General features: G+C 49.7%; 14 protein-coding genes and 1 pseudogene. 11 read left to right on the plus strand and 4 right to left on the minus strand.

Annotated elements, in window-relative coordinates; all coding sequences use genetic code 11:
• Positions 1–137 precede the first annotated feature (137 nt).
• The 5 genes from AC6B99_RS24350 (at position 138) to AC6B99_RS24370 (ending at position 3,756) form a co-directional block, all read left to right on the plus strand.
• Positions 138–992, plus strand: coding sequence for a helix-turn-helix transcriptional regulator (locus AC6B99_RS24350; protein WP_496664425.1), 855 nt, complete (start codon positions 138–140; stop codon positions 990–992).
• Positions 993–1,096: 104 nt separating this feature from the next.
• Complete coding sequence (locus AC6B99_RS24355; RefSeq protein WP_056031760.1) at positions 1,097–1,768, plus strand: SOS response-associated peptidase; 672 nt, start codon at positions 1,097–1,099, stop codon at positions 1,766–1,768.
• Between the two features lie 490 nt (positions 1,769–2,258).
• Positions 2,259–2,462 (plus strand): hypothetical protein, encoded by a 204-nt coding sequence (locus tag AC6B99_RS24360; RefSeq protein ID WP_056031757.1) that lies wholly within the window; start codon positions 2,259–2,261, stop codon positions 2,460–2,462.
• 220 nt (positions 2,463–2,682) lie between these two features.
• On the plus strand, positions 2,683–2,871 hold the full coding sequence (locus AC6B99_RS24365) for a hypothetical protein (protein WP_046229494.1): 189 nt from the start codon (positions 2,683–2,685) through the stop codon (positions 2,869–2,871).
• A 156-nt stretch (positions 2,872–3,027) separates the two neighbouring features.
• A complete protein-coding gene (locus AC6B99_RS24370; protein ID WP_056031754.1) occupies positions 3,028–3,756 on the plus strand; it encodes a M24 family metallopeptidase in 729 nt (242 codons plus the stop codon).
• Positions 3,757–3,857: 101 nt separating this feature from the next.
• Here AC6B99_RS24370 and AC6B99_RS24375 read toward each other — a convergent pair whose 3' ends face one another.
• Positions 3,858–4,334 (minus strand): GNAT family N-acetyltransferase, encoded by a 477-nt coding sequence (locus AC6B99_RS24375; protein WP_496664426.1) that lies wholly within the window; start codon positions 4,332–4,334, stop codon positions 3,858–3,860.
• A 301-nt stretch (positions 4,335–4,635) separates the two neighbouring features.
• Here AC6B99_RS24375 and AC6B99_RS24380 point away from each other — a divergent pair, with 301 nt between their 5' ends.
• Together AC6B99_RS24380 and AC6B99_RS24385 are read left to right on the plus strand one after the other, a co-directional pair.
• The gene (locus AC6B99_RS24380; protein ID WP_496664427.1) at positions 4,636–12,174 is read left to right on the plus strand and encodes an immunoglobulin-like domain-containing protein; all 7,539 of its coding nucleotides are present in this window, start codon (positions 4,636–4,638) and stop codon (positions 12,172–12,174) included.
• Positions 12,175–13,008: 834 nt separating this feature from the next.
• Positions 13,009–13,653 carry a hypothetical protein gene (locus AC6B99_RS24385; protein WP_056031741.1) on the plus strand — a complete coding sequence of 215 codons (645 nt, stop codon included), beginning with the start codon at positions 13,009–13,011 and terminating at the stop codon, positions 13,651–13,653.
• A 167-nt stretch (positions 13,654–13,820) separates the two neighbouring features.
• Here the strand turns inward: AC6B99_RS24385 and AC6B99_RS24390 are convergent, their stop codons facing one another.
• Positions 13,821–14,795 (minus strand): alpha/beta hydrolase, encoded by a 975-nt coding sequence (locus tag AC6B99_RS24390; RefSeq protein WP_496664428.1) that lies wholly within the window; start codon positions 14,793–14,795, stop codon positions 13,821–13,823.
• 14 nt (positions 14,796–14,809) lie between these two features.
• Positions 14,810–15,421 carry a TetR family transcriptional regulator gene (locus AC6B99_RS24395; RefSeq protein WP_494863874.1) on the minus strand — a complete coding sequence of 204 codons (612 nt, stop codon included), beginning with the start codon at positions 15,419–15,421 and terminating at the stop codon, positions 14,810–14,812.
• A 329-nt stretch (positions 15,422–15,750) separates the two neighbouring features.
• On the opposite strand from AC6B99_RS24395, the gene AC6B99_RS24400 reads away from it, so the two are divergent.
• From AC6B99_RS24400 to AC6B99_RS24415, 4 genes are all read left to right on the plus strand, one after another.
• Positions 15,751–16,989 carry a molybdopterin-dependent oxidoreductase gene (locus AC6B99_RS24400; RefSeq protein WP_056031731.1) on the plus strand — a complete coding sequence of 413 codons (1,239 nt, stop codon included), beginning with the start codon at positions 15,751–15,753 and terminating at the stop codon, positions 16,987–16,989.
• Between the two features lie 194 nt (positions 16,990–17,183).
• Positions 17,184–18,335, plus strand: coding sequence for an alpha/beta hydrolase family protein (locus AC6B99_RS24405; RefSeq protein WP_496664429.1), 1,152 nt, complete (start codon positions 17,184–17,186; stop codon positions 18,333–18,335).
• Between the two features lie 93 nt (positions 18,336–18,428).
• Positions 18,429–19,277, plus strand: coding sequence for a sulfurtransferase (locus AC6B99_RS24410; RefSeq protein WP_496664430.1), 849 nt, complete (start codon positions 18,429–18,431; stop codon positions 19,275–19,277).
• 667 nt (positions 19,278–19,944) lie between these two features.
• The gene (locus AC6B99_RS24415; protein WP_496664431.1) at positions 19,945–21,534 is read left to right on the plus strand and encodes a hypothetical protein; all 1,590 of its coding nucleotides are present in this window, start codon (positions 19,945–19,947) and stop codon (positions 21,532–21,534) included.
• Positions 21,535–21,738: 204 nt separating this feature from the next.
• Here the strand turns inward: AC6B99_RS24415 and AC6B99_RS24420 are convergent.
• Positions 21,739–21,948: pseudogene (locus tag AC6B99_RS24420) on the minus strand (tyrosine-type recombinase/integrase); the annotation flags it as partial.
• Positions 21,949–22,007: the final 59 nt, after the last annotated feature.

Raw genomic sequence — 22,007 nt, forward strand, 5'->3', positions numbered from 1 at the left:
TCAAGCTTTTTTGCCGTGCAAGCCGCCTGCTCCCTTATGACGCATCCGGCGGCAAAGGTAGACAAACGATTGTTAGTTATGTAACATGGGGCAATACATAAATACTAACTTACATAGTTGCACAAGGAGAGATTGTCGTGTCAGAGGAACTGCTGCTAACGTTTCGTTCGCCGCCGCTGCCCTTTTTTATAGAATCAAACCGCAGGACGTATCAAGCGGGTGAGGAACTTCCGAACCGGACCAATATTGGCGTATTCGATATGCTGTTTGTCCATGAAGGCGCTTTGCATCTTTCGGAAGGGGAGCGTAAATGGCTGCTGGGCCCTGGGGATGTGCTTATTTTAAGGCCGGACAGCTATCATTATTCGTATCAGCCCTGCCAGGAGACGACCGTGTTTGACTGGGTACATTTTCAAACGGTGGGTGCATGGGAAGAAACAGAGGGGAGTCAATCGGGCTCGTTGCGGGGAGATTATTATACGTATGCTATTCGGCTGCCGAAAAAAATCCATCTGTCCTATCCAGACGAAGCGAAGCTCATTTTCGGACAGCTGCATGATGCCGCGCAAAGCTCGTCGCATGGTGCATTTTGGGAGCGCCAGCAGCGTTTTCTGCATTTGCTGCAAATGCTCGATGAAGGCTGGCGTTCGGATGCTGCCAGAGCAGGCGTATCGGTGGCGGAGCGTGCAGCTGCCTACTTGAAAATGAATTACCGCAGCCCGATCAGCAATGGCATGCTCAGCGAAGTGCTGCAGCTGCATACCAATTATATTACGCGCTGTATGACCGAGGTGTTCGGCTGTACGCCGCAGCAATATTTGCTCTACTATAGGCTGGATCAGGCGAAGCTGCTGCTTATTAAGACAGACTGGACGATCGCCCGCATCGCGGAGGAAACGGGCTTCCGGCAAACCCCGCATTTCTCGCGGCTGTTTGCCTCCCATACCGGAATGCCGCCGCTTAAATTCCGCAAGCGTTTTACGACAAATTAAGCCAAGAAGCGAATAAAAACCCTCCTCTTATGCAAATAATGGGCAAGACGATATTTTGAGCGTTGCGGAAAGCTTGCCCGCACAGCTTCGAGGGGGATATACAGATGATTGAACGTTATTCGGTAAAGGCAAGTGTCGATGATTTGGTTCGCTCGTTTCAGGTTGGGAATGTAATTGATTGCGATGTGACAAGGTTTAATATAGCGCCGACCCAGTCGGTATCGATTGTGATGAATGACCGCTTAGGCGAGCGGACGCTTCAGGATGCCAGATGGGGCCTGTTTCCGTTCTGGGCGAAGGATTCCGTAAATGCGGATTGCGAGCGTTTGTCTGAAAAGCCGTTTTTCGAGCGGATGCTGCGCAGGCAGCGTTGTGTTGTACCGTGCAGCGGCTTCTTTGGCTGGCAGCAATATGGCCAGGAGCGCGAGCCGCGGGCGATGCATATTGTGGTACCGAGCCAGCGATTGTTTGGAGTAGCGGGTTTCTTTGATGCCTGGAAAAATTATCAGGGACAGGAAGTACGCGCATTTACGATGATTACGGCTAATTCTTCAGGTGCGTTATCCGGCTGGCAGCCGCGCGTGCCCATCGTGCTCGACGAGGAAGGGCTGGAAGATTGGCTCAATCCGCGCATTCATGATTTCCGTTCGCTGCGCAAGCATCTCGACCCGCTGGAATCGTATCAGCTCAGAGCATATCCGGTAACGAATGCGGTAGGCAATGAAGCGTACGAGTCGCCGGATTGCATTCAGGAGATTATGCCGGACTTTGCATAGCTGCGGCAAACAGGCTCCGGCTGCTGCTTAAGACTTATAGGATGCTTGAGGCCGAGCCTTCGTTCCGAGGAAAGTGTGGAAGCGGAGGTTTTTTCGGCCAAATAAAAGAAAGGGCTTACATTATGGTTTGGCTAGGCAAGATCGTTCCTAGGACAGTTGAAGCTAGGCTGGATATTCGCTATAATGTAACCTATATTTGGAAATATCTGTAGCTTGAAAACAAGCGGCTTTTTGCCGATATGTAAGATTATAAGCATATATAGGTTTCACCTTGAAATATAGAAAAAGGATATTCTAACGCGATCCTTTCTCTATATTTTTCGGACTGAAACGCGCTTCGCGGCCAAGGGCAAGCGACAGCCGTTTCACCTTAAAATATAGGAAAGGATATCCTAACGTGATCCTTTCTCTATATTTTTTGGACTGAAACGCGCTTCGCGGCCAAGGGCAAGCGACAGCCGTTTCACCTTATCAGAGAGGAGTTGGGATAATGGTTCAGGGCTGGGTCACTGCGCTGGTGCTGTCATTCGGTATTGCGGTCGCTATTTTCGGAGTTGTCGCCTATTTACGAATGTTTCATAAAGACCGGAGCGCAGCTTCTGTCCGTTCATCCATAGAGCGTCATGCTAGTGCTGACGAGGCTTCCGCTGGTGAGGAGGAGCGTGATTCACGTCTGGACAGGACGCCTGACTAGCGCTGATTTCGCATAAATTATACGCTTGGTAGACGAGACCGTCAAATGCATGCTTTCCCAAGTGTAGCATAAATGTTATAATAGTAAGAAAAGTTCAAACATTTTGAATCATCAAACCATGGTGACGCTTGACCGATGGGAGTCCGGCGGTGTTTTAGCCGAATGTGTTCTCGGAATTTGTTGTTTAGGACGACCATCCAACGTTAAGGGAGGAGATTTCATGGCGAAGCACAGCCAGAATGAAGTCAAGGAAAGCCTGAAAGAACTAACGAGAATTTTCCAACCCAAGGATTCACGCAAATTTGTTAGGGATTACATTCGAAAGTACCGGATTACCGGCGGCTACGAGGAAGAATTAACATTGCTGGTGGAAGATGAAATGGGCAAGCTCAACTCCTCAGTCGGCTAATCGCATGGTTATACGGGCTCTATTCCCTTCAAGGGGAATAGGGCCCTTTTGTTTGAAGGGAATGAGAGAAAACACCGCAATCCATAATTTGTTCACATTCGTGAGAATGACCGCTTTGCTCCTCGAATATGGTGAATAGAGGAGGGAGGTTTGGATATGCTGACGAAGCTTGCGCTTGGCATGGAAGAGCAGTATGTACAGCATGCAGGGAGCATTATAGCTGCATGCCACAAGGAGCTGTCAAAGCGGATTACCTGTGGGGTGACGACGCTTGAGATTGAGCGGTTTACGGAGCGATTCATGCTGGAGAGAGGGGCATTTCCGGCCTATAAGGGGCGCAAAGGTTATCCGTTCGCCATTTATGCCTCGGTAAACGGCATGCTGCGGGGAGGATTTCCCGGAACGGCTCCTCTGTCCAGCGGTGATATGGTCAAAATCGAAATGATAGCCGGGGTGGATGGCGGAGCAGCTGAATTTGCCTGGACGTATGCAATAGGTGAGCCGTCCCCGTTGGCACGCAAGCTGCTGCGCACGGCGCAGCACACGCTGAATCGCGGCATTGCCGAAGCGAGAGTAGGCAAAAGCGCCGGAGATATCATCGTGGCTATCCATACTTCGGCGGCCAAGTCGGGCTGTCTGGTCATGAACAGCATGCCGGATATTGCGGTCCATGGCATTCTCCAGCGGCTTCAGCAGGGAGAGATGCGCCCGGTGGAGCAGCCGGAGGAGCTATTGGCAGAAGGCATGATTTTGACGATTGATTTGATTGTGGGATTAGGCGCACTGGCGGGTGACGCTGCTAGTGTCGAGCCGGGACTTGCGACAGCGCATGTCAAGCATACCGTCGCGGTTACCCGCTCAGGCCCTATAGTACTGACCAGATGAAGCGGATGACGCTGTACGCTTAAGCAGACAAAAAGAAGATCACACCTCACGGAAGGAGAGGGTGATCTTTTTTGCTTTTTATGCGCTTTTGTCTCAGCCCGTCAGGAGCTGATGGCCAGCCTGAGCATTTGCCGTGAGCCGCCTTCTGGCCCAGCCGGTATGGCCAATGGCAAAGGCACAAATTCAAATTTCTCGTAGAGCCTTCTTGCGGGCAGACCCTCTAATACATCCTCGCCAAATGTCGTGACGGTCAGCTCTGATGATGTCGGGATTAACATCAAAATATGATTTAGCAGCAAAGTTGCGACCCCCTTGCTTCTGGCTTCTCTTGCTACAGACAACCAGCCAATTTTATAGAGAGGGGCCTGTGATGAAGAAAATAACAAGCCCCCTAGCAAGCGCGCACCTGGCGGACCATCCTTTTCTCTTACGCAAAATGCACGATTTTGCTGTATGTTCTTCTCCAAAGCTTGCAGGAATTTGGGGCTGTCTACCATTGGGCCAAAAAGATGCTCGACCTCGGAAGCCAGTGCCAGCCAGCTCTGTATATCTTCTTTTGTGGCGTTTACAGCTTTCATAAGGCATTTTCCTCCTAATAAACAGAGTGCTGATAGATGCCATATTATAGTAACATGGGAAAGGCTGTACAACATACTTCAAGAGTTCACCAAAGTTAAAATAGTTCAGTCGTGAAAACGCCACATTGTTCACTAGGCTTGTATTGTTGCTCTTCCGTGTTGTACAAGCATTGGGCTAAGCTAAATACAGACCGGAAGGCGCCGGGTTGGGGGAAAGCCATTCTCTTCCTCCAACAATTGTAAGCGCTTACCATTTATCTGGGTTGAAGGTCAACGTGAAAAAAATGGGGGAGGGTCGCAATTGAAAAAATCCATAGCTGCACTATCCAAGCTTGTGCTGGCACTGATGATCGTTTTGCCTGGGATCATGCCTGTCTATACGGCAACGGCATCGGCAGAATCTGCGCTGGCCTTAGAAGAAACGGTAACTACAGCAGAAGGAGTTCAACAATCGCAGCAGCAAAGTGAAACAGGGGAGTCGCAAGAGGGACAAGGAGGAGCGGAAGAGCAGCAGTTGCTCGTCGCTCAGGAGGCAGCAGCTGTTGCCAACGAACCGCTGTTTACGGATGATTTTCAGGATGGAGATTTGCAAGGGTGGACGGTTAATAACAGCAGCATTATTAAAGCAGCAGCTGATCCGGCTTCGGCTAGCAATCAGGTGCTGTACGTAAGCGCGGGGGACGAGGCCATTGCATCCGTCAATCAGGATATTGGCAGCGACTACGTGTACGAGGCCAAGGTGAAAAAAGTGGCTGCGGGAGCGTTTCCCGGCATTTTGGCACGATACAGCGATGTGAACAATTTTTATATGTTCCAGCTGGGGGATAATCGGTTCTCCCTATCCAAACGGGTAGGCGGTACTACAACAACGCTTGGAGAATATCCGATTACAATTAATGTGAACCAATGGTACACGATGCGCATAATCGTCGAAGGCAGCAAAATGAAAGCCTACGTGGATGATAAGCTTATTTTTAATGTAACAGATACTTCCCTTACGTCAGGGAAAGCGGGCTTCCGCTCCCGCTGGGAAAAAAGCGCGCTGGATGATGTAGGCATCTGGCAAATTCCGAGTCCGAAGCCGGAGGCTCCGAGCGATTTGCAGGCAACGGGCATCACTTCTTCCGCGGCAACGATTAGCTGGGAAAGTACGGTAACGGGAGCTACCTACCGCGTGTACCGCTCGACTGATGCGGCCGCGGGCTTCACTCCGGTGTATGTAGGAACAGATAAGCACTATGAGGACAAGGGACTGGCTTCCGGCGTAACGTATTACTATCAGGTTGCAGCGGAGGTCAACAAGTATGAGGTTGTTTCTTCTACCATCTCGCTGACGACGGTGCTGGTACTGCCGGCATCGCCAGAATTGCTGCCGGGCATTGTAGCGGCATATCCGTTCAATGAAACGTCAGGGACACAGGTATCGCCGCTTGGCGCCAGCAGCAATCAGGGTAAAGCAACGCTTACCGGCGGGGCATCGTGGACAACCGGCCGATCGGGCGGAGCCGTCGATCTCAATGGCTCGAATGGCTATGTATCGCTTCCTGCGGGCATGCTGAAGGATTTGAACGAGGTCAGCTTTGCTTTCTGGGTGAAGCAGGACACGCTCAAGCAGTGGACTCGTGTGTTCGATATCGGGCTCGGCACGAACAATTATATATTCTTTACCCCAGCAACGGGCGCTAATGAGTCGCGATTCGTCTTGAAAAATGGCGGCAGCGAGCAAATTGTCGGCGTCAGCCCTGCACAGCAGGCAACTGATCGCTGGGTTCATTATGCGATGACGCTTTCGGGCTCTACAGGCGTGTTGTACGTGGACGGCGTAGAGGTGGGGCGCAATGCGAATATGACGCTGAAGCCTAAGGATTTGGGCCAAACGACGCTGAACTATATCGGCCGATCGATGTTTAGCTCTGATCCGTATTTTGACGGCAAAATCGATGATTTTTATGTGTTCAATCGGGCGTTGGGTCCGAAGGAGGTGGCCTTGTTCACGTATCCGGAGGATCAGGCTAAAGTAGCGGCAGATAAGGCGGCTGTGACGCTGCCCGGCGATTTGGCCAAGGTGATGGCCGATCTTGCGCTGCCAGCTAAAGGTGCTAACGGCACGACACTCGCATGGGAATCCGACCAGCCGGCAGTTGTTGATAGGGCTGGGAAGGTCACGCGTCCTGCCTTTGGACAGCCAGACGTGGACGTAACGTTGACTGTGACGATTAAGCGAGGCAATGCGTCAGACACGAAGCTGTTCCAGCTCAAGGTACTGGCAGATTTGTCAGACGAGGCAGCGGTCGAAAACGACAAGGAAGCGCTTGCGGTCGCGCATGCCGATGGGGCGACAGCGAAGCTCAGCCTGCCGGATGCAGGGGCGAACCGCACGAGAATTTCGTGGCAGTCGGATCATCCGGTTAATCTGCGCCCAGACGGCATGGTTAGCCGTCCCGCTATTGGCGAAGGAGATTTGCTCGTTAAGCTGACGGCGACCGTTACGCGGGGCAGCGTATCGAAAACGCGAGTGTTCGACGTTAAAATTTTGGAACAGGATGCAAATACCGCTTATTTATTTGCTTATAACAAGCTGGTCAGCGGCACGGAAACGCTGCATTATGCGGTGAGCCGCAACGGGAAAAGCTGGACGGAGCTGGGCACGAACGCGGCATTCGTTTCGCCTATCGCGGATGGAGCCGATACGTTCAAGCTGAATTCCGAAGATAAATGGCTGAAATATACGTATTCAGGCGGCGCGTGGACGCTAGCTTCCGCTACGGATGTGGCGGGCGTGTGGACGCAGGAGGCAGCTAGCTCCTATACGCTCCCGTCCGGTGCGCTGGCGGGCAGCTTCAAGCGCATCGATGAAGCGGCTTGGAGCCGACTAGTACATGGCCTATCTGTACCGAGGACGCTTGATCCGATCATGACGATCTATACGGAAAAGGGCAGCGCGCCAAGGCTCCCGGATCGGGTGAAAATCGATTATACGAACAATCAGTATACGACGCTTCCTGTCCAGTGGGATCCCCTCGCTCCTTCCGCTTATGCAGGTGTGGGCAGCTTCAAGGCTGAGGGAACCGTGACAGGCACGTCTACCCGCATCAAGGCAGATATTAAGGTGCAGGACAATACTGGCAAAGCAGACGTTATTCGCAACGGCGAATACTGGTTTGATGACGAGGGCGGCATGATTCAGGCTCACGGCGGCTATATCCTCAAAGTAGCGGACACGTATTATTGGTTCGGCGAGGATAAAGGGCATAATTCGGCGGTGCTGAAAGGCGTCTCGGTATATGCATCCAAGGATCTCAAGCATTGGGAGTTCCGCAACAATGTGCTGACGACCGCCTCCCATCCGGAGCTGGCGTCTGCAAAAATCGAGCGGCCTAAAGTGCTGTACAACGAAAAAACAGGCAAATATGTGTTATGGGGACATTGGGAGGAAGCGGGCAACTACAATCAGGCGAATATGATCGTAGCCGTATCCGACACCGTAGACGGCGATTACAAGTACGTGAATCGTTTCCAGCCGGGGGCGATGCAGGCTCGTGACTTTACGCTGTTCCAGGATGACGATGGCAGCGCGTATTTATTCGCATCCTCGAACAATAACGCCGACCTGAATGTGTTCAGGCTGACGGACGATTATTTGTACACGGAGAAGTATATGTATACGCTGTTCCCGGGTGTCAGAAGGGAAGCGCCAGCCGTTGTGAAGAAGGACGGGTACTACTACTTGTTCACTTCGGGGCAGTCCGGCTGGTATCCGAATCAAGGCTACTATTCAAGCGCCAAGTCGATTAACAGCCTTAGCGATTGGTCCGAGCTTAAGCGATTCGGTGATCCGGCGACGTATTACACGCAGCCGTCTTTCATTCTCAGCGTCTACGGCAGCGAAACGACCTCCTACGTCTATGTAGGTGACCGCTGGAATCCGTCGGCATTGATGAACTCGCAATATATTTGGCTGCCGCTAGAAATGGATAAAGGCATCGCATCCATTACGAACAGCGGAGATTTGGATTTGAATGCGGCGACGGGACTTTTTGAGACGGCGACCGATTTGCTTGTGTCGCAGGGCAAGCCTGTAGTGGCGAGCTCGCAAGCGTCCAGCAACCCGGCGACGATGGCGAATGACGGGATGTATTTTCAGGATACGAACAATGATGGCGGCAATGATAACTTCTTCGATTCTGGCAGCACCTCGTTCCCGACAACATGGCGGGTCGATCTGCAGCGGGAATATGATTTGAGCCGCATTGATCTGAGCTGGAAAGAGTGGAATGGCTCGGAGGTTTATTACACGTATAAAGTGGAAGGCAGCGTAGATGATCAGCAGTATGATCTGCTTATTGACCAGAGCGGCAATAAGACGCCTTCCTTCAACAGCGACAAGCTTACAGGCAAATACAGATATGTGAAGCTGACGATTTTGGGGCAGTTTGGACATACGAACAACGCCGATAAGCCGGTTACCTGGTACCGAGGCCTGCATGAGGTGAAAATTTATTCGTCCGACATGCAGCTGGATGTGCCGCAAGGCTTGCTGGCGACTGCTGTAAAAACATCGGCTGCTGCCGAGGTCACGACCATCAGCCTGAACTGGCAAAGCGTGCCGGGTGCAACGGCCTACACGCTATATCGTTCGGAAAGTGAAAACGGCACGTATGAGCAGGTGTATAACGGAAGAGCGATGGCGTATGACGACAACAGGCTTGCGGTCAGCAAAACGTATTTTTATAAGGTGAAGGCGACCCATCCGGGCGGCGGCTCGGAGCTTTCGCAGTCCGCACATGCGAGGACATTTATTGCATCAGCTGATTTGGCTGCGTATGACAATACGAAGGAAAACGTATGGCTTGACGATGCGGGCAATGTGACGCACACGCCAACGATTACGCATGACGGCTTTTTGAAGCTGGGAAATCTGTATTACTATTATGAATATGTATCAGATACAGACGGATTCAAGCAGGTGAATTTGCATCAATCGGCAGACGGAGTCAACTGGACGTTCGTGGATACGGTGCTGACCCGCGATTCTCATCCAGAGCTTGCGGCTAGCAAATTCGAGGCGTGGAATTTCACGTACAACGAAGCAACGGGCAAAATCGTCATTTGGCTGCATTATGAAAATAACAAGGACTACTCGCTCGGCAGAGCGGCGGTGCTTTCCGGCGATCCCGGCGGGGCGCTGACGTTCCATGGCAGTGTGCGTCCGGCAGGCAACGATTCCCGCGATATTACCTTCTTCAAGGATGATGACGGCAAAGGCTATATCGTTTCCTCGGGCAACACGAATGCGGACTTGTTTATTTATGAGCTGTCTGCGGACTATTTGTCGGTAGAGCGCGTCGTGCTCAAGGTATATGAGGGCAAGCATCGGGAGGCTCCTTCGCTCATTAAGAAAGACGGCTACTATTACCTGTTCACCTCTGAGGCGGCAGGCTGGTACCCGAGCAAGGGCATGTATTCTTCCGCCACTTCGCTTGCAGGGCCTTGGACGGACCTGCGCAGAATCGGCAATAATTCGAACTTCTCGGCGCAATCCGGCTTTATTTGGAAAATGGAAGGCTCCGCGGGGATCAGCTTTGTGAATATGGCGAACCGCTGGGTAGCAGGGGCGGGCGAGGCGAAGCAGCACTGGCTGCCGATTACACTGGGCAATGGCTATGCGAAATATGATTATTATGAAAAAGTGTACTACAACCAGGCAACGGGCGAAGTCGTTCCCGAGCAAAACGGCGAGCTGCTGTCGCAGGGCAAGCCAGCCATAGCGAAGAGCGAGCTGGAAAACAGTCCAGCCACCTACGCCAACGATGGCGACTACACGACAAGCTGGGTCGCAGCGAATAACAGCTGGCCATCATGGTGGCAGGTCGATCTTGGCGATGTGTATAGCCTGACGAACATTCAGCTTTCGTGGTATTTGCATAATGGCTCGGAAGGCTATCACAGATACAAAATCGAAACGAGCTTGGACGGCGTTACCTTTACGACGGCGCTAGATAAGACGGACAATAAAACCTATGGTTTTACCTCCGATAAGCTGAGCGGCAAAGCAAGGTACGTAAGGGTGCAGATGGTCGATGCCGTTCTGCGCAACAATCCAAGCAACTGGTATACGCCGCAGTTTGGCGAGGTGAAGGTGTATGGGACGACGGTTCAGGAGGAGCCGACGAAGGAGACGCCGGTTGGCCTGAAAGTGAACGCGGCGACGGGCAAAGCGATTGAGCTGGCATGGACAGCGCTCGCAGGCGTGAGCGGCTACAACGTTTATCGTGCGACGGATGAAAATGGGCCGTACGTGCTGGCAAACGCCCAGCCAATCAGCACAGCATCGTATGCGGATAGTGGCCTGAGCGCCAATACGGATTATTTTTATCAGGTATCCGCCGTTTACGCTGCGGGAGAATCGGATAGATCAGCCGTATTGACGGCGAAGACGCTGACAGATCCGGGCACGCCGGGTGGCGGAACAGATCCGGGCACGCCGGGTGGTGGAACAGATCCGGGCACACCGGGTGGTGGAACAGATCCGGGCACGCCGGGTGGCGGAACAGATCCGGGAACGCCGGGCGGTGGAACAGATCCGGGTACGCCGGGTGGTGGAACGGGCGGCGGTACGTCGAGTGGAGCAGGTACGGGATCGACGGGCAGCGGCACGAGCGTTGAAGCTGGCGCAAACGGGCTAACCGTGAAGGTGACAGCAGATGCGAGCGGCTTGCTGCAGGCGCAGCTGAGCGCAAGCGATATGGCGAAAGCGCTAGCTAGCCTGCAATCGGCTAATACGCTGCGCATTCAGCTTGAGCCAAGCAAGGCGGGAGCCGTAGCAGGAGCGAAAGTGGAGATTCCTATGGAATTGATGCTGGCAGGGGATCAGCCCAAAGTACGGTTCATCATCGTACAGGCGGGTGCTGTGCAGATTACAGTGGATATTACGAAGGCCGGGGGAATTGTGGCGGCAGGCGCCAAGAAATTAACGCTGGAAGCCGTCCAAGTGGCAGCTGCGGAGCTGCCGGCTAATGTGCAGACGAAATTAGGCGATCACCCCGTTTATGATTTCAAGCTGAGTGTAGACGGCAAGGAAATTCATGCCTTTGGGCAGAAGCATAATGCGCCAGTAACGGTGGAGCTTGCATATACGCTAAAAGCAGGCGAAAAAGCGCACAAAGTCGTCGTCTATTATGTAGGCGAGGACGGCGCACTGGAAGTCGTGCGCAACGTGAAGGTTGATGAGGCGGCTGGAGTCGTTCGCTTCCAGCCGGAGCATTTCAGCCGCTATGCGATCGCTTATGCGGATGTGGCTTTTGGAGATTTGGGCCAAGCGAAGTGGGCCCAAACGATGATTGAAGCGCTGGCAGCGCGCGAAATCGTGAGCGGAACGGGCGGCGGCAGGTTTGAGCCGTCAAGGGCCGTCACGCGAGCGGAGTTCGTCCAGCTGCTGCTGGGCGCGCTCGGATTGATTGACGAGCAGGCGACTAGCAGCCTGCGGGATGTGTTGCAGGGCGCTTGGTATGAAGCGGCCGTTGCTTCGGCAGAGAAGCTGGGCCTCGTGAAAGGGCGCCCAGATGGGACGTTTGGCATTCATGACGCGATTACGCGCGAGGAAATGGCTGTTATTTTGGCCCGTGCAACGGAGCAGATCGCATGGGAAAGCACAGCAAGCACGAAGCCTTTCCCTTCCTTTGCAGATGAGCAGTCCATTAGCGGATTCGCACAGGAGGCCGTCAGCGCAATGCAGCAGGCGGGCTTAGTGAACGGTTTCGAAGACGGCAGCTACCGTCCGCAAGGGCAGACGACGAGAGCGCAGGCAGCAGCTGTGATTTTCAAGCTGCTGAAGCTTTAGGAGCAGGAGAATGCGGGTGATAGGCCGCATTCTAGTAGCAGAAATAAGCAAGAATAGGGCAGTAGATCGCATACTTGAAGCAGAAATAAGCAAGAATGCGGCGATAGACTGCATGCTCGGAACAGAACTAAGCAAGCATGTTCCTATAGGCTACATGCTTCAAGGATAATCGGCAAGACAGGTCAGCATCGCAGCTTGCAGGCTCGAAAATCCCGCTCGCTTCCTCGTATGATGGGGAGCGCGCGGGATTTATTTTTTCCCAGAGAGATCGTTGGCTAACTTCAATAGGTTCGCCATGATTCGAGGACCATCGCATCCGCCGATTCAAGGCTTGTGAACCGCAACTTGTGATTGTTGTTGTTACTGTTGCTGATTCCCGGCAGCTCTAGGCACTTGATGCTTTTGGCGGACTGAGGTTCCGCTATTCTGGCTTTTGAACCGATTTCAGGCCGTAAGCGGACAGGAGATCCGTTATTGCCCTCATTATCCCGGCAAAATGGGCATTTGCAGCGAAATAGCTGCTCCTGAGTCCGCGAACTGTGTTTTAACCCTGTTTCTGTTAAAATAGGTGCTGCTGTGTCCGCCAAATTTATATTTGTGCAAGCCGCAATATAAAACCCTTGAAACTAAGAAGATAATGCTGCCTCTTGGTACGTAAATCTACAAATATGAGGTGTGACATTCCCAGTAGAAGCGTGGTTGGAGAGACGATACGTTTGACGCCGGCTTCTATTAGATAGGATTTACTTACGTTTTCATGCACGTTCTAGCTTGAGCGGCTTTTTCCTGAAGCGGATAAAAAGATATAATAGGCTCAAAGAGAATGAAGCGGAGGTGAGCAGGCTGCAGTTGTTTGTGATGCAAGCGGATGTAGGCGGAATAAGCCGGAGCAAGGCGTTTTTGGAGGATAACTTCGTTTGCTTGTATGGCCCGGGGCTTGGAAATTTGGAGCCATTCGACGAGGAAGCGTGCAAGGCACGGTTGATTGAGGCCGATGCTCTGGAGGGTGCGGCGCTTGTTAGCCGTATCGTGGAGCTTCGTTTGTTCGTGGAAGTGATGGCTGATGGCGATTATGTGCTTCTAGTGGATGGGGACAAGGTGCATTTTGGCGATTTGGGCGACTATTATTATGTGTTGGACGCGGATAATAGGGAGGACGGCAGCTGCCATCGAAGAGGTGTGACCTGGCTCAAAAGCTTGCCGCAAGCCATGGCCGCCCCAGAGCTAAAGTCATTTATAGCCGAAGGGCAATTTCCCGCTATGTACGAGCATCCCGTAACCGATTGGCAGATGGAGCTCTGGTTGAGCGGTGCTGGGGAAAGCGGCGGACAGAGTGAGCAGACTTTTGCCATAGATCATGCGACAATAAGGGAAGCGGTGGACATTTTAAGACTGGCGATGCAGAGTGAAGATGTAGAGCGCCGGGAACGGGCAGCCGCCGCTATTTTGCAATATGCGTCCCGTTCGCGCTCTTTGTGAGCAATAAAGGTGCTGAATTAGGAACTCTTTTGCTTGCATAAAAGCTGCATGTCGTCTTTTCATAGAATGCCCGGAGGCCACTAAAAGTCCATTTAACAAAAGCAAGGTACAGCTCTTCTCCATTTCTTGAGGAGTCTGTACCTTGCTTCTATATAAGGAAGGGTATTTTATTTCCCTAAATACTCATCCATAAAGCGATCTACTCTTTGAAAATATTCAGTAGGGTAATGGTTAATAGCATCGATGTGCTCCGTATTTTGCGGGTACCATACTTCTGCACTTGGATTATTTTTTAAGGACTCGAAAATCACTTCCGTATTTTTATAACTAATTTGCTGATCTCCTGTACCATGAATGAGCATAACGGGCTTGTTTTGCATCTTTTTTACCGCATCCATCGGAGATATGGAATTTAGATCAACGTTAAAGGCCCAATTTGCCATCCATGTCGATGTATAACTGAATGGAAACGCAGGCAAGCCTGAAAAGAAGGGCAAACCTTCTCTCAAAAATAGACCAGCATTACGAAAAGGGCTATCGGCAATGACGGCTTTAATGTCATCACTTTCACTTGCGGCTAGCAAGGAAGTAGCAGCACCCATTGAAAAGCCGATAACGCCAATGCTATCACCCGTATGGTCTCTGGATTTTAAATAGCTTACAGCTCCTAGCAGATCGTATTTTTCATTGAGGCCCAGTGTAATCAAATCACCATTGGAATTTCCTTGCGAGCTGAGGTCAAATGCCAATACATTGTAGCCCTTCGGAACGAAATGCTCTACTAGCTTTGGGGTCCGCCCTTTAACTAAACGATTGCTCGTATAGCCATGGACGACAATAATGGTCTTATTGCTTGCTTCACCAGAAAGATTATTTGCAGGAAAAAAGGAGCCTCTAATCGTATTATCATTTTTCAAGCTTGGGAACTCGACCTCTTCGAAGGGAGTTTTCTCGATATTCAATTCGTAGCTGACATTAGTGTCTCTAGGATGGTGCAGCAAAGTGTCTACTACTTTATAAGAGATAAAAAATACAAGAGCCGCCACAAGCAAAAGCGCAATTCCTAGGCTCCATAAAATTTTCTTCCGTTTTTTCACACGCACATTAATTGTCTGGTCCGGTTGTAAGGATAGTTGGCTCATTCTGACTCCTCCAGTTATTCTCTAGGTTGTATGGGGGCGAACAAATAATAGGCATGCCCCTTCAGATTTTCCCACTCGGGATGATGGATAATATTTTCTCCAAGAGTTAAGCCCACTCCATTTAAAAAAGAGATGTAGCTGCGAGAGATCATTGCTGGAGAAAAGCTTTTGTCGAACTCTCCCATTAGCTGACCCTTGGCATAGACGGATTCGATCGCATCGGTCATGACCTTTATGCTTTCAAGAACCTTCTGTGTAAGTTCAGGAAATCTGGTTCGTTGTCCTAAAACAGATTGGGCAAGCCGCAATTCATTGGTATAGGAATAGATATCGTTGAATTGTTCTTTCACCATGTTCTTAATCAATGCGCCCGGTGTCCCCTCTTGTTGGAGACAAGCAAGCGACTTCAGCTGAATATCAGCAAGCGGCTCAAGGACGGCGGCGTAATATAAAGCTTCTTTGCTAGCGAAATATTGAAAAATGGTTCCAGGAGTCACGCCCACCCTCTCCGCAATGATGGCCGTTGTGGTATTAGAATAGCCGCCTTCTGCAAACAGGATAACCGCTTCTTTTAGGATGCGTTTGCGCCGCTCCAGTCTTTTTTCTTCATTGACGGGTCTAGCCAAATGGATTCCCCTCTCTTTAAACGAAGTTTTAATTAATTAAATAACTGATCAATTAATTAATAATGTATCTTAAATTGCGCCTTATAGCAAGACCGAATTTATTTTATTTAAGAGCAGGCTCATGCTAAAAACAGCGGTTGATATTTTTGTAAGCGCTTCGTTGCTAGCTGTTTAGCGCAGATTGCTATGCTTGACCCATCGTTTCGTAATGTTGTGCGTCAGGCGTTATAATAGAATTAAGAAGGCTGGGACGAACGAAAATGAGAACGAGAATGAAAAGCCGCACATTTTAGTTATACATATGGAGCTTGGGAAGGGGACGTTTTCAAATGAGTTCATTCATTGAGCGTTTGCGCAAGGGCTATGGGAAAAAGCTGGTTTCGCTCCACGCATGGAATGGCTGGATCGTTGTCATTTTGGCATTGACGGGACTGATGCTGCTGGGCGGTTTTTGGCGCGGATTTCTGGGCGAAGGCCGCGTATGGCTAAAAGGACTCCATATCGTCGTTGGCATCGCTTCGCTTCTGCCCGTCGTTTATTACTTATTTCTTGCCGCTAAGCACTGGAAGCAAATAAAGGAAAAGCCGTGGCAAAAATTTAATGTAATCGTCGTGCTGGCGCTGCTCGCGGGATGGTTTTTGTCTGGTGTATTGCTGTGGCAGTTTAGACTAGTAGGGCCCGGAATATCGAACGCAGCGCTGCTCGTGCATGATTTGCTCACTTGGATCGGTCTGCCTTATATTATCTACCATTCCATTACGCGGACAAAATGGCTCAAGCAGCCCCATCGTCGTACGATAAAGCCGGTTCATGAGGAAGAGATTCACCCAGCGGCAGGGCCGCAGGCCGTATATTCACGGAGACAGGTTATAAAATGGACGCTGGGCGCGGGGATCGCGATTGCGATAGGGCCTTCTTTTCTCAAGTGGCTTGGCGGGGCGCTTGGGACAGGCTTTGGCGGAACGAAGTCGCTGGACGAATTCGTTGCGGAGGATGACAATCAGCTGCTGCCTGCGCCGCAGCCGCTCCCGGCTTCGCTTCCGCCTACGGGCGGCGGGGCAAAAGGGAATTTCCGCGTATATACGGTGACACCGATTCCGAAATTCGACAATAGCAATTGGTCGTTTACGATTGATGGCTTGGTTGATCAGCGCTTGCAGTGGAATTGGGAGCAATTTGTCGCTTTGAAGCGGACGGTGCAGGTGAGCGATTTTCATTGTGTGACGGGCTGGTCCGTCTACAACAATACGTGGGAGGGCATCCCGCTTAAGGAATTGCTAAAAGCCGCAGGCGTTCAGACGAAAGCGCGGACGGTGAAGTTTTATTCCGGCGACGGCGTGTACACCGATACGCTGACGCTGGAGCAGGCGGATATGGACGATGTGATGGTCGCGGTCATGCACGACGGCAAGCCGATTCCAAGCGATCTCGGAGGCCCGGTTAAGCTCATTGTGCCGAAAATGTACGCCTACAAGTCGGTCAAATGGCTGAACCGCATTGAGCTGATCGAAGGGGAGCATGTCGGTTATTGGGAACAACGCGGATACGCGAATGATGCGTGGGTTTGAGGGATGAGGAACGACTGAATAGATAGTGTGAATGGGCGTCTCATGGAGCGGATAAGCGTTATGCGCCGGGGCAGGCGCTCAGGGTTATTTTCAGCTTAAAAATTATACTAAATCCTCAAAATGGTCGCTTTCTACCAGTCGTTGCAGTCCAAAGCTTGCAGATCCGCCATTTTTCATATCGGAAGGGGAAAACGATGAAAATCAAAGAGAAACACAAGCTCAGAAAACCTAGCGGGGCTTATGACGTAGGCTGCTCTAGCTTATATTATGAGTATGAACGGGATGAACAACAGGATGAAAAACGATTGATTCCTTGTGTATGCTTCTATCCGGCAGCAGAGGTACGGGGAGGGCATTTGAAAAAATATATAAGGGAAGAGATTCTGCCCGGCACGAGCGGCATTGAAACCAATTCCTATATGAATGCGCCCGTTGCTGACGGCAAGCATCCGCTGCTTCTTTTTAGCCATGGCTACTGCCTTTCTTGTGAAGCTAACACCGTTCAGTTCGAGGAGCTTGCGTCCCACGGTTATATCGTGCTCAGCATCGGGCATCTGGGAGATGGATCGTATGAGCTGCCTGATGGCAGCATATCGAAGTTTGATGTGAGCGGGCTGCCGGTGGCTGTGGTCGCGGACGCGACAAAAGGCGTGGAAATATTCCGGACATACGCAGCATGGCTTGGCGGAGAAGGGAAAGAAGCGAGCTTCGAGGAGCATCATGACTACTATGAGCGAATCATTGATAGCCAGCCCAATATGATCAAACGCAATGAACTGTGGGTGACGGATAGCCTTACGGCTCTTGAGCATTTTTTGGCGGATGCCGAGCGGGAGAATGCTGCGTTCTACAGCCATATTGATGCTGAAAAGATTGGCGCTGTCGGCATGTCCTTCGGGGGAAGTGCAGCTTTAAAGCTGGCGTTCGTATCTGAGCGGGTCAAAGCCATTGCGAATTTAGATGGTTTTTTCTATAGCTCCATGTGGAATAGACCGATGAATAAGCCAGTGCTTTTGCTGCAAAATGACAGCCCGCATGCGGGGCATTATCTCAGCTTTCCGTTTCAAAATGCGGCCAGTGAAGCTTATTTAGCCACGATTTTAAACAGCACTCACAGCAATTTTACCGATTACAGCGAGATTATGGCGGAGAATCCGATTTCGAAAAGCAAAATGGGCGATGAAGAGGTCGAAGTTGCCTTGCTTGGCGCCATAGATCCGGATCGGATGGAGAGCGTGATGAATGCGCTGCTGGTCGATTTTTTCGATAAATATCTTAAAGGCAAGGCTTCCAGGGTAATAGACAAAGAGGGCTCGCTGGAAGATGTGATTTTACTGAGGAAATAGTGGGCAAATGGTTGCTCCTCAAGGGATTTATCGGGTACGATGGCGGTATATAGCTGGGATAAGCCAGACAATAGGTTGAAGGAGCTGAGCGGGATGACTTATTTTAAAAAGGTAGATTGGCTGCTTGAGCGTTTGGGTGCTGAAAATACAGTAATTGTCGATACGCGTTATTTGCTGACTGAGCCGGAAACAGGCCGGAAATCGTATGAAGAGGCCCACATTCCGGGCGCTTATTATGCCGATCTTAGTCATGATCTGTCGGGGCCAAAGCGCCCAGATGGGGAAGGTGGACGCCATCCTTTGCCAGAGCCAGAAGTATTGGCCGCTTTTCTGGGGGGAATTGGAATTGGCAATCAGACGACAGTAGTCGCTTACGATAATCAAGGTGGGGCTATGGCCTCGCGCCTGCGCTGGCTACTTGAGTGGATGGGGCATGAGGGGCAAGTGTATGTGCTGGAAGGTGGTTTTACCGCTTGGCAGGCAGCAGATTATCCCGTTAGCTCAGAAGAGCCGAGTGCGGTGGCAGGGGTTATTTTTGAACCAGCCATGCGGGACGAGATTCTGGTAAGCCGCTCTTATGTGAAGGAGAGCATTGGTAAGGACGGAATCGTCATTATTGATTCGCGTGAAGCGCCTCGCTATCGGGGGGAAGTCGAGCCAATGGACCCAGCGGCCGGGCATATTCCGGGGGCGATTAATCATTTTTGGGTGGAAAGCCGCCATGTGGACGGCGTGTGGAAGTCGCCGGAGGAGCAGACGGAACGCTTTGCCGCGCTGTCGAAGGACGATGAAATTATCGTTTACTGCGGTTCTGGCGTTACCGCTACGCCTAACTTTTTCGCGCTGCAGGAGGCAGGGTTTAAGAATGTGAAGCTTTATGCGGGGAGTTGGAGCGATTGGAGCTCGGATAGCGGGAACCCGGTGGCGGTGGGGGAAGAGTAAGGGCTTAGAGGCATTTATAATATGTGTCTGGGAGTACATCGTCACGTGGGCTGAATGCTCGGGGCGATGTATTTTTTATGCTCTAAGTCAACACGAAATCAACTCTCGCTCTCTGAAAGTACTTTCAAGAAGCTCCGTACTAAGAGCTTGTTTGTATGTTTCGTCACGTATCGTACAGGCCCTCACGTGCCTACGACCCCGCTGCTGTACGCACATAAAGAAGGCGATCAGCTCTCCTCGTGGGAGTGGCTAATCGGCCTCCTCGTACATTTAATGATTCTGTGCAAATTGGTAAAGCCGAACAGCGCTACAAAATCAACAATTATGTTAATGGAGATATGGAATCAACGTAAAATCAACACATGACACTGTAAAGTAAATAGTCTTGAGGTCATTACAAGCAGGAGACTCCAACATTCCATTTTATTGGTACAAAGAAACAAGATAAAGTGAAAATCAAGCTGTTGGTGCAATGTTATTGTGATGGAAGTCATGCGCTCTCGAACTGAGCTTTGTTGTGAAATATTAGTCTTTCCCTCGGTAAACATCAGTCTTTTCGAATGTATCCTGTTTTGCAAGGATTTCAAAAATCATCTTCACATTGTTTTTATATTTAAATATAATAAGGTCAGTGTTACATTTTTATATTATGAAAGGGGGCTTTTAAATGAAGAAGAATTATGCGGGTGTCTGCATTGAGATCCTTAAAGAAATGGGACCTCTTTTAGGTAGTGAGCTACAGGAACAACTAATATATAAAACAAATACGAAGGCCAACAATGCAAGACAAATCATCTTGAGGTTACGACAAGATAAAATTTTGCTTACCACAGACCCAGTTAGATTTTCACATAATCAGCTATTGTATTTTCTTCCGAAGCAAAATATAAAAGCTAAGCTAGTACAAGTACTACCAGATCATAGGCAAACACTGCATCGTATATATCAAGCGCTTGTTGAACAACAAGGGTTTCTACACTATACTGAGTTTGCAAAAATCTCTTCGGGAATAGTCAACAAAGAGGAGAAAGAAAAACTAGGTCTGAAACAAAAAGAACTTAATGAAATTATTGATGAGTTACAGCGCCTAGAGATTATTCAACCTATATATCATTTTGGAACGGATAGGTTTATTGTTGCGCATAAACAATGGGTTCCTACTCTAAATGCAGATGAAAACATATTCCAAACTAGACTGAACGATTTGTCATTTACACACGACTTTACTGATAATCTAATGGACTGGTTGGAACGTATGAATCTAGCTGGCGTTGGTAGCACACGTTTACATACTGAGATGGAAAACGGAAGCTTTAATGGATTCTATTGGGATGCTATTGGATATTCTTATTTATGGGGGCTTTATAAGGCCGAAGAATTTGATGTATTTAATCCTTCGCCAAATAAGACTCCTTCCGTTATTGTTATTGAATCGGTATTACACAGAGTAATGAAGAAGTATGATATTACTGGATTTATCGCAAGAGTAGCTGTTTTGTATGGGAGAATAAAAACAAAAGATAACTTCAGAATAATTCCAATTTGTTTTGTACAGAATATTGACTCTGATGCCTTACAACTGGCTCGTCAACGCGGTATAATGATTATTTCAATATCAGAGGTTTTTGGTACCAAAATAGCTGAAGCAATTAAAACTGTACGAGATTTAGACCCGAGAAATATAGATGCTGAAGCATTGGCTTCTGTTTTAGCAGCCTCTGATGCTAGCGGCCATGACGGTAAGTTTGGTTCTCTGAAGGGTTATGCTTTTAATTTCTTAGTTGCTTCAATATTTAACAATCAGAATTATTCCTGTAAGTTGGGATGGCGCTATGAAGCGTCGGGGGAAAAGTGTGAGTGTGATGTTGTCATTCCGGTTGATGATGATTATCTGATTATCTGCGAATCAAAAGGTCGTAACGAAGGTGATAATATTCTCTTGGGTGAATCAGAGAATGAAAGCGACACGGTTAAAAAGTTTTTCGAGAAGACTTGCAGAATTGTTGAGTCTTCGACGGGTAAGAAAGTGGTACCTATATTCGTAACATCTGGGGAATTTACTCAAGAAGCAAAGGAGTACATGGATTCATACAAACAAAGAAAAAAAATTAAAAAATTTTTTGAACTTCGCAATTTTCCTAGAGAGTTGTATTTGGACAGAAAAGGATTAATGGATTTGTTCGGCAATCAACAACAGTATACGGAGCATAGAAAAATACTGAAAGAATTTTTTAGGGATCACAAAAGAGTAGAGTAGAGCAAAGAAGGAGAATCTGAGATTGTTAATTAAGAAGTGTAACCTTTGAAAACAAAATCTAGTAACTGCCGAGTCGGGCTTGACATGGAGCTTTTGGTGGGTCCGATGTTCCACGATGGGTGAAGCAGATAGGCTTGTTTCGCTCGGGTGATTAACCTGCAAGCCCTGCTCCTCCACCGTAAGTCGATACCATATGTTGTACTTTTAGCTATATTGCTTGCTGGTGAGTAAGTGGTTTAACTCATTTGCGACTTTATAGTCCACGCCATACGTATGGCGGTACCGATTCAAAGTTATGCCAAAGGAAGCATGACCAAGGCGCTCAGATACAACCTTCGGATGTACATTCTGTTGGAGCAGTAGGCTCGCGTGCGTATGAAGGAGATCATGAAACCGCAGTTTTGGTAGTCCAGATTTTTGAAGCATATCGCGCCAGCGCTGACTATCATTAAGAGTTTCTTTCATATAAAACC

Source organism: Paenibacillus liaoningensis, from assembly GCF_059609455.1.

Excerpts from the sequence above, each read along its gene's own strand:
- AC6B99_RS24355 (WP_056031760.1), top strand. The coding sequence starts at position 1,097 with ATGATTGAACGTTATTCGGTAAAGGCAAGTGTCGATGATTTGGTTCGC.
- AC6B99_RS24360 (WP_056031757.1), top strand. The coding sequence starts at position 2,259 with ATGGTTCAGGGCTGGGTCACTGCGCTGGTGCTGTCATTCGGTATTGCG.
- AC6B99_RS24365 (WP_046229494.1), top strand. The coding sequence starts at position 2,683 with ATGGCGAAGCACAGCCAGAATGAAGTCAAGGAAAGCCTGAAAGAACTA.
- AC6B99_RS24370 (WP_056031754.1), top strand. The coding sequence starts at position 3,028 with ATGCTGACGAAGCTTGCGCTTGGCATGGAAGAGCAGTATGTACAGCAT.
- AC6B99_RS24375 (WP_496664426.1), bottom strand. The coding sequence starts at position 4,334 with ATGAAAGCTGTAAACGCCACAAAAGAAGATATACAGAGCTGGCTGGCA.
- AC6B99_RS24390 (WP_496664428.1), bottom strand. The coding sequence starts at position 14,795 with ATGAGCCAACTATCCTTACAACCGGACCAGACAATTAATGTGCGTGTG.
- AC6B99_RS24400 (WP_056031731.1), top strand. The coding sequence starts at position 15,751 with ATGAGTTCATTCATTGAGCGTTTGCGCAAGGGCTATGGGAAAAAGCTG.
- AC6B99_RS24405 (WP_496664429.1), top strand. The coding sequence starts at position 17,184 with ATGAAAATCAAAGAGAAACACAAGCTCAGAAAACCTAGCGGGGCTTAT.
- AC6B99_RS24410 (WP_496664430.1), top strand. The coding sequence starts at position 18,429 with ATGACTTATTTTAAAAAGGTAGATTGGCTGCTTGAGCGTTTGGGTGCT.
- AC6B99_RS24415 (WP_496664431.1), top strand. The coding sequence starts at position 19,945 with ATGAAGAAGAATTATGCGGGTGTCTGCATTGAGATCCTTAAAGAAATG.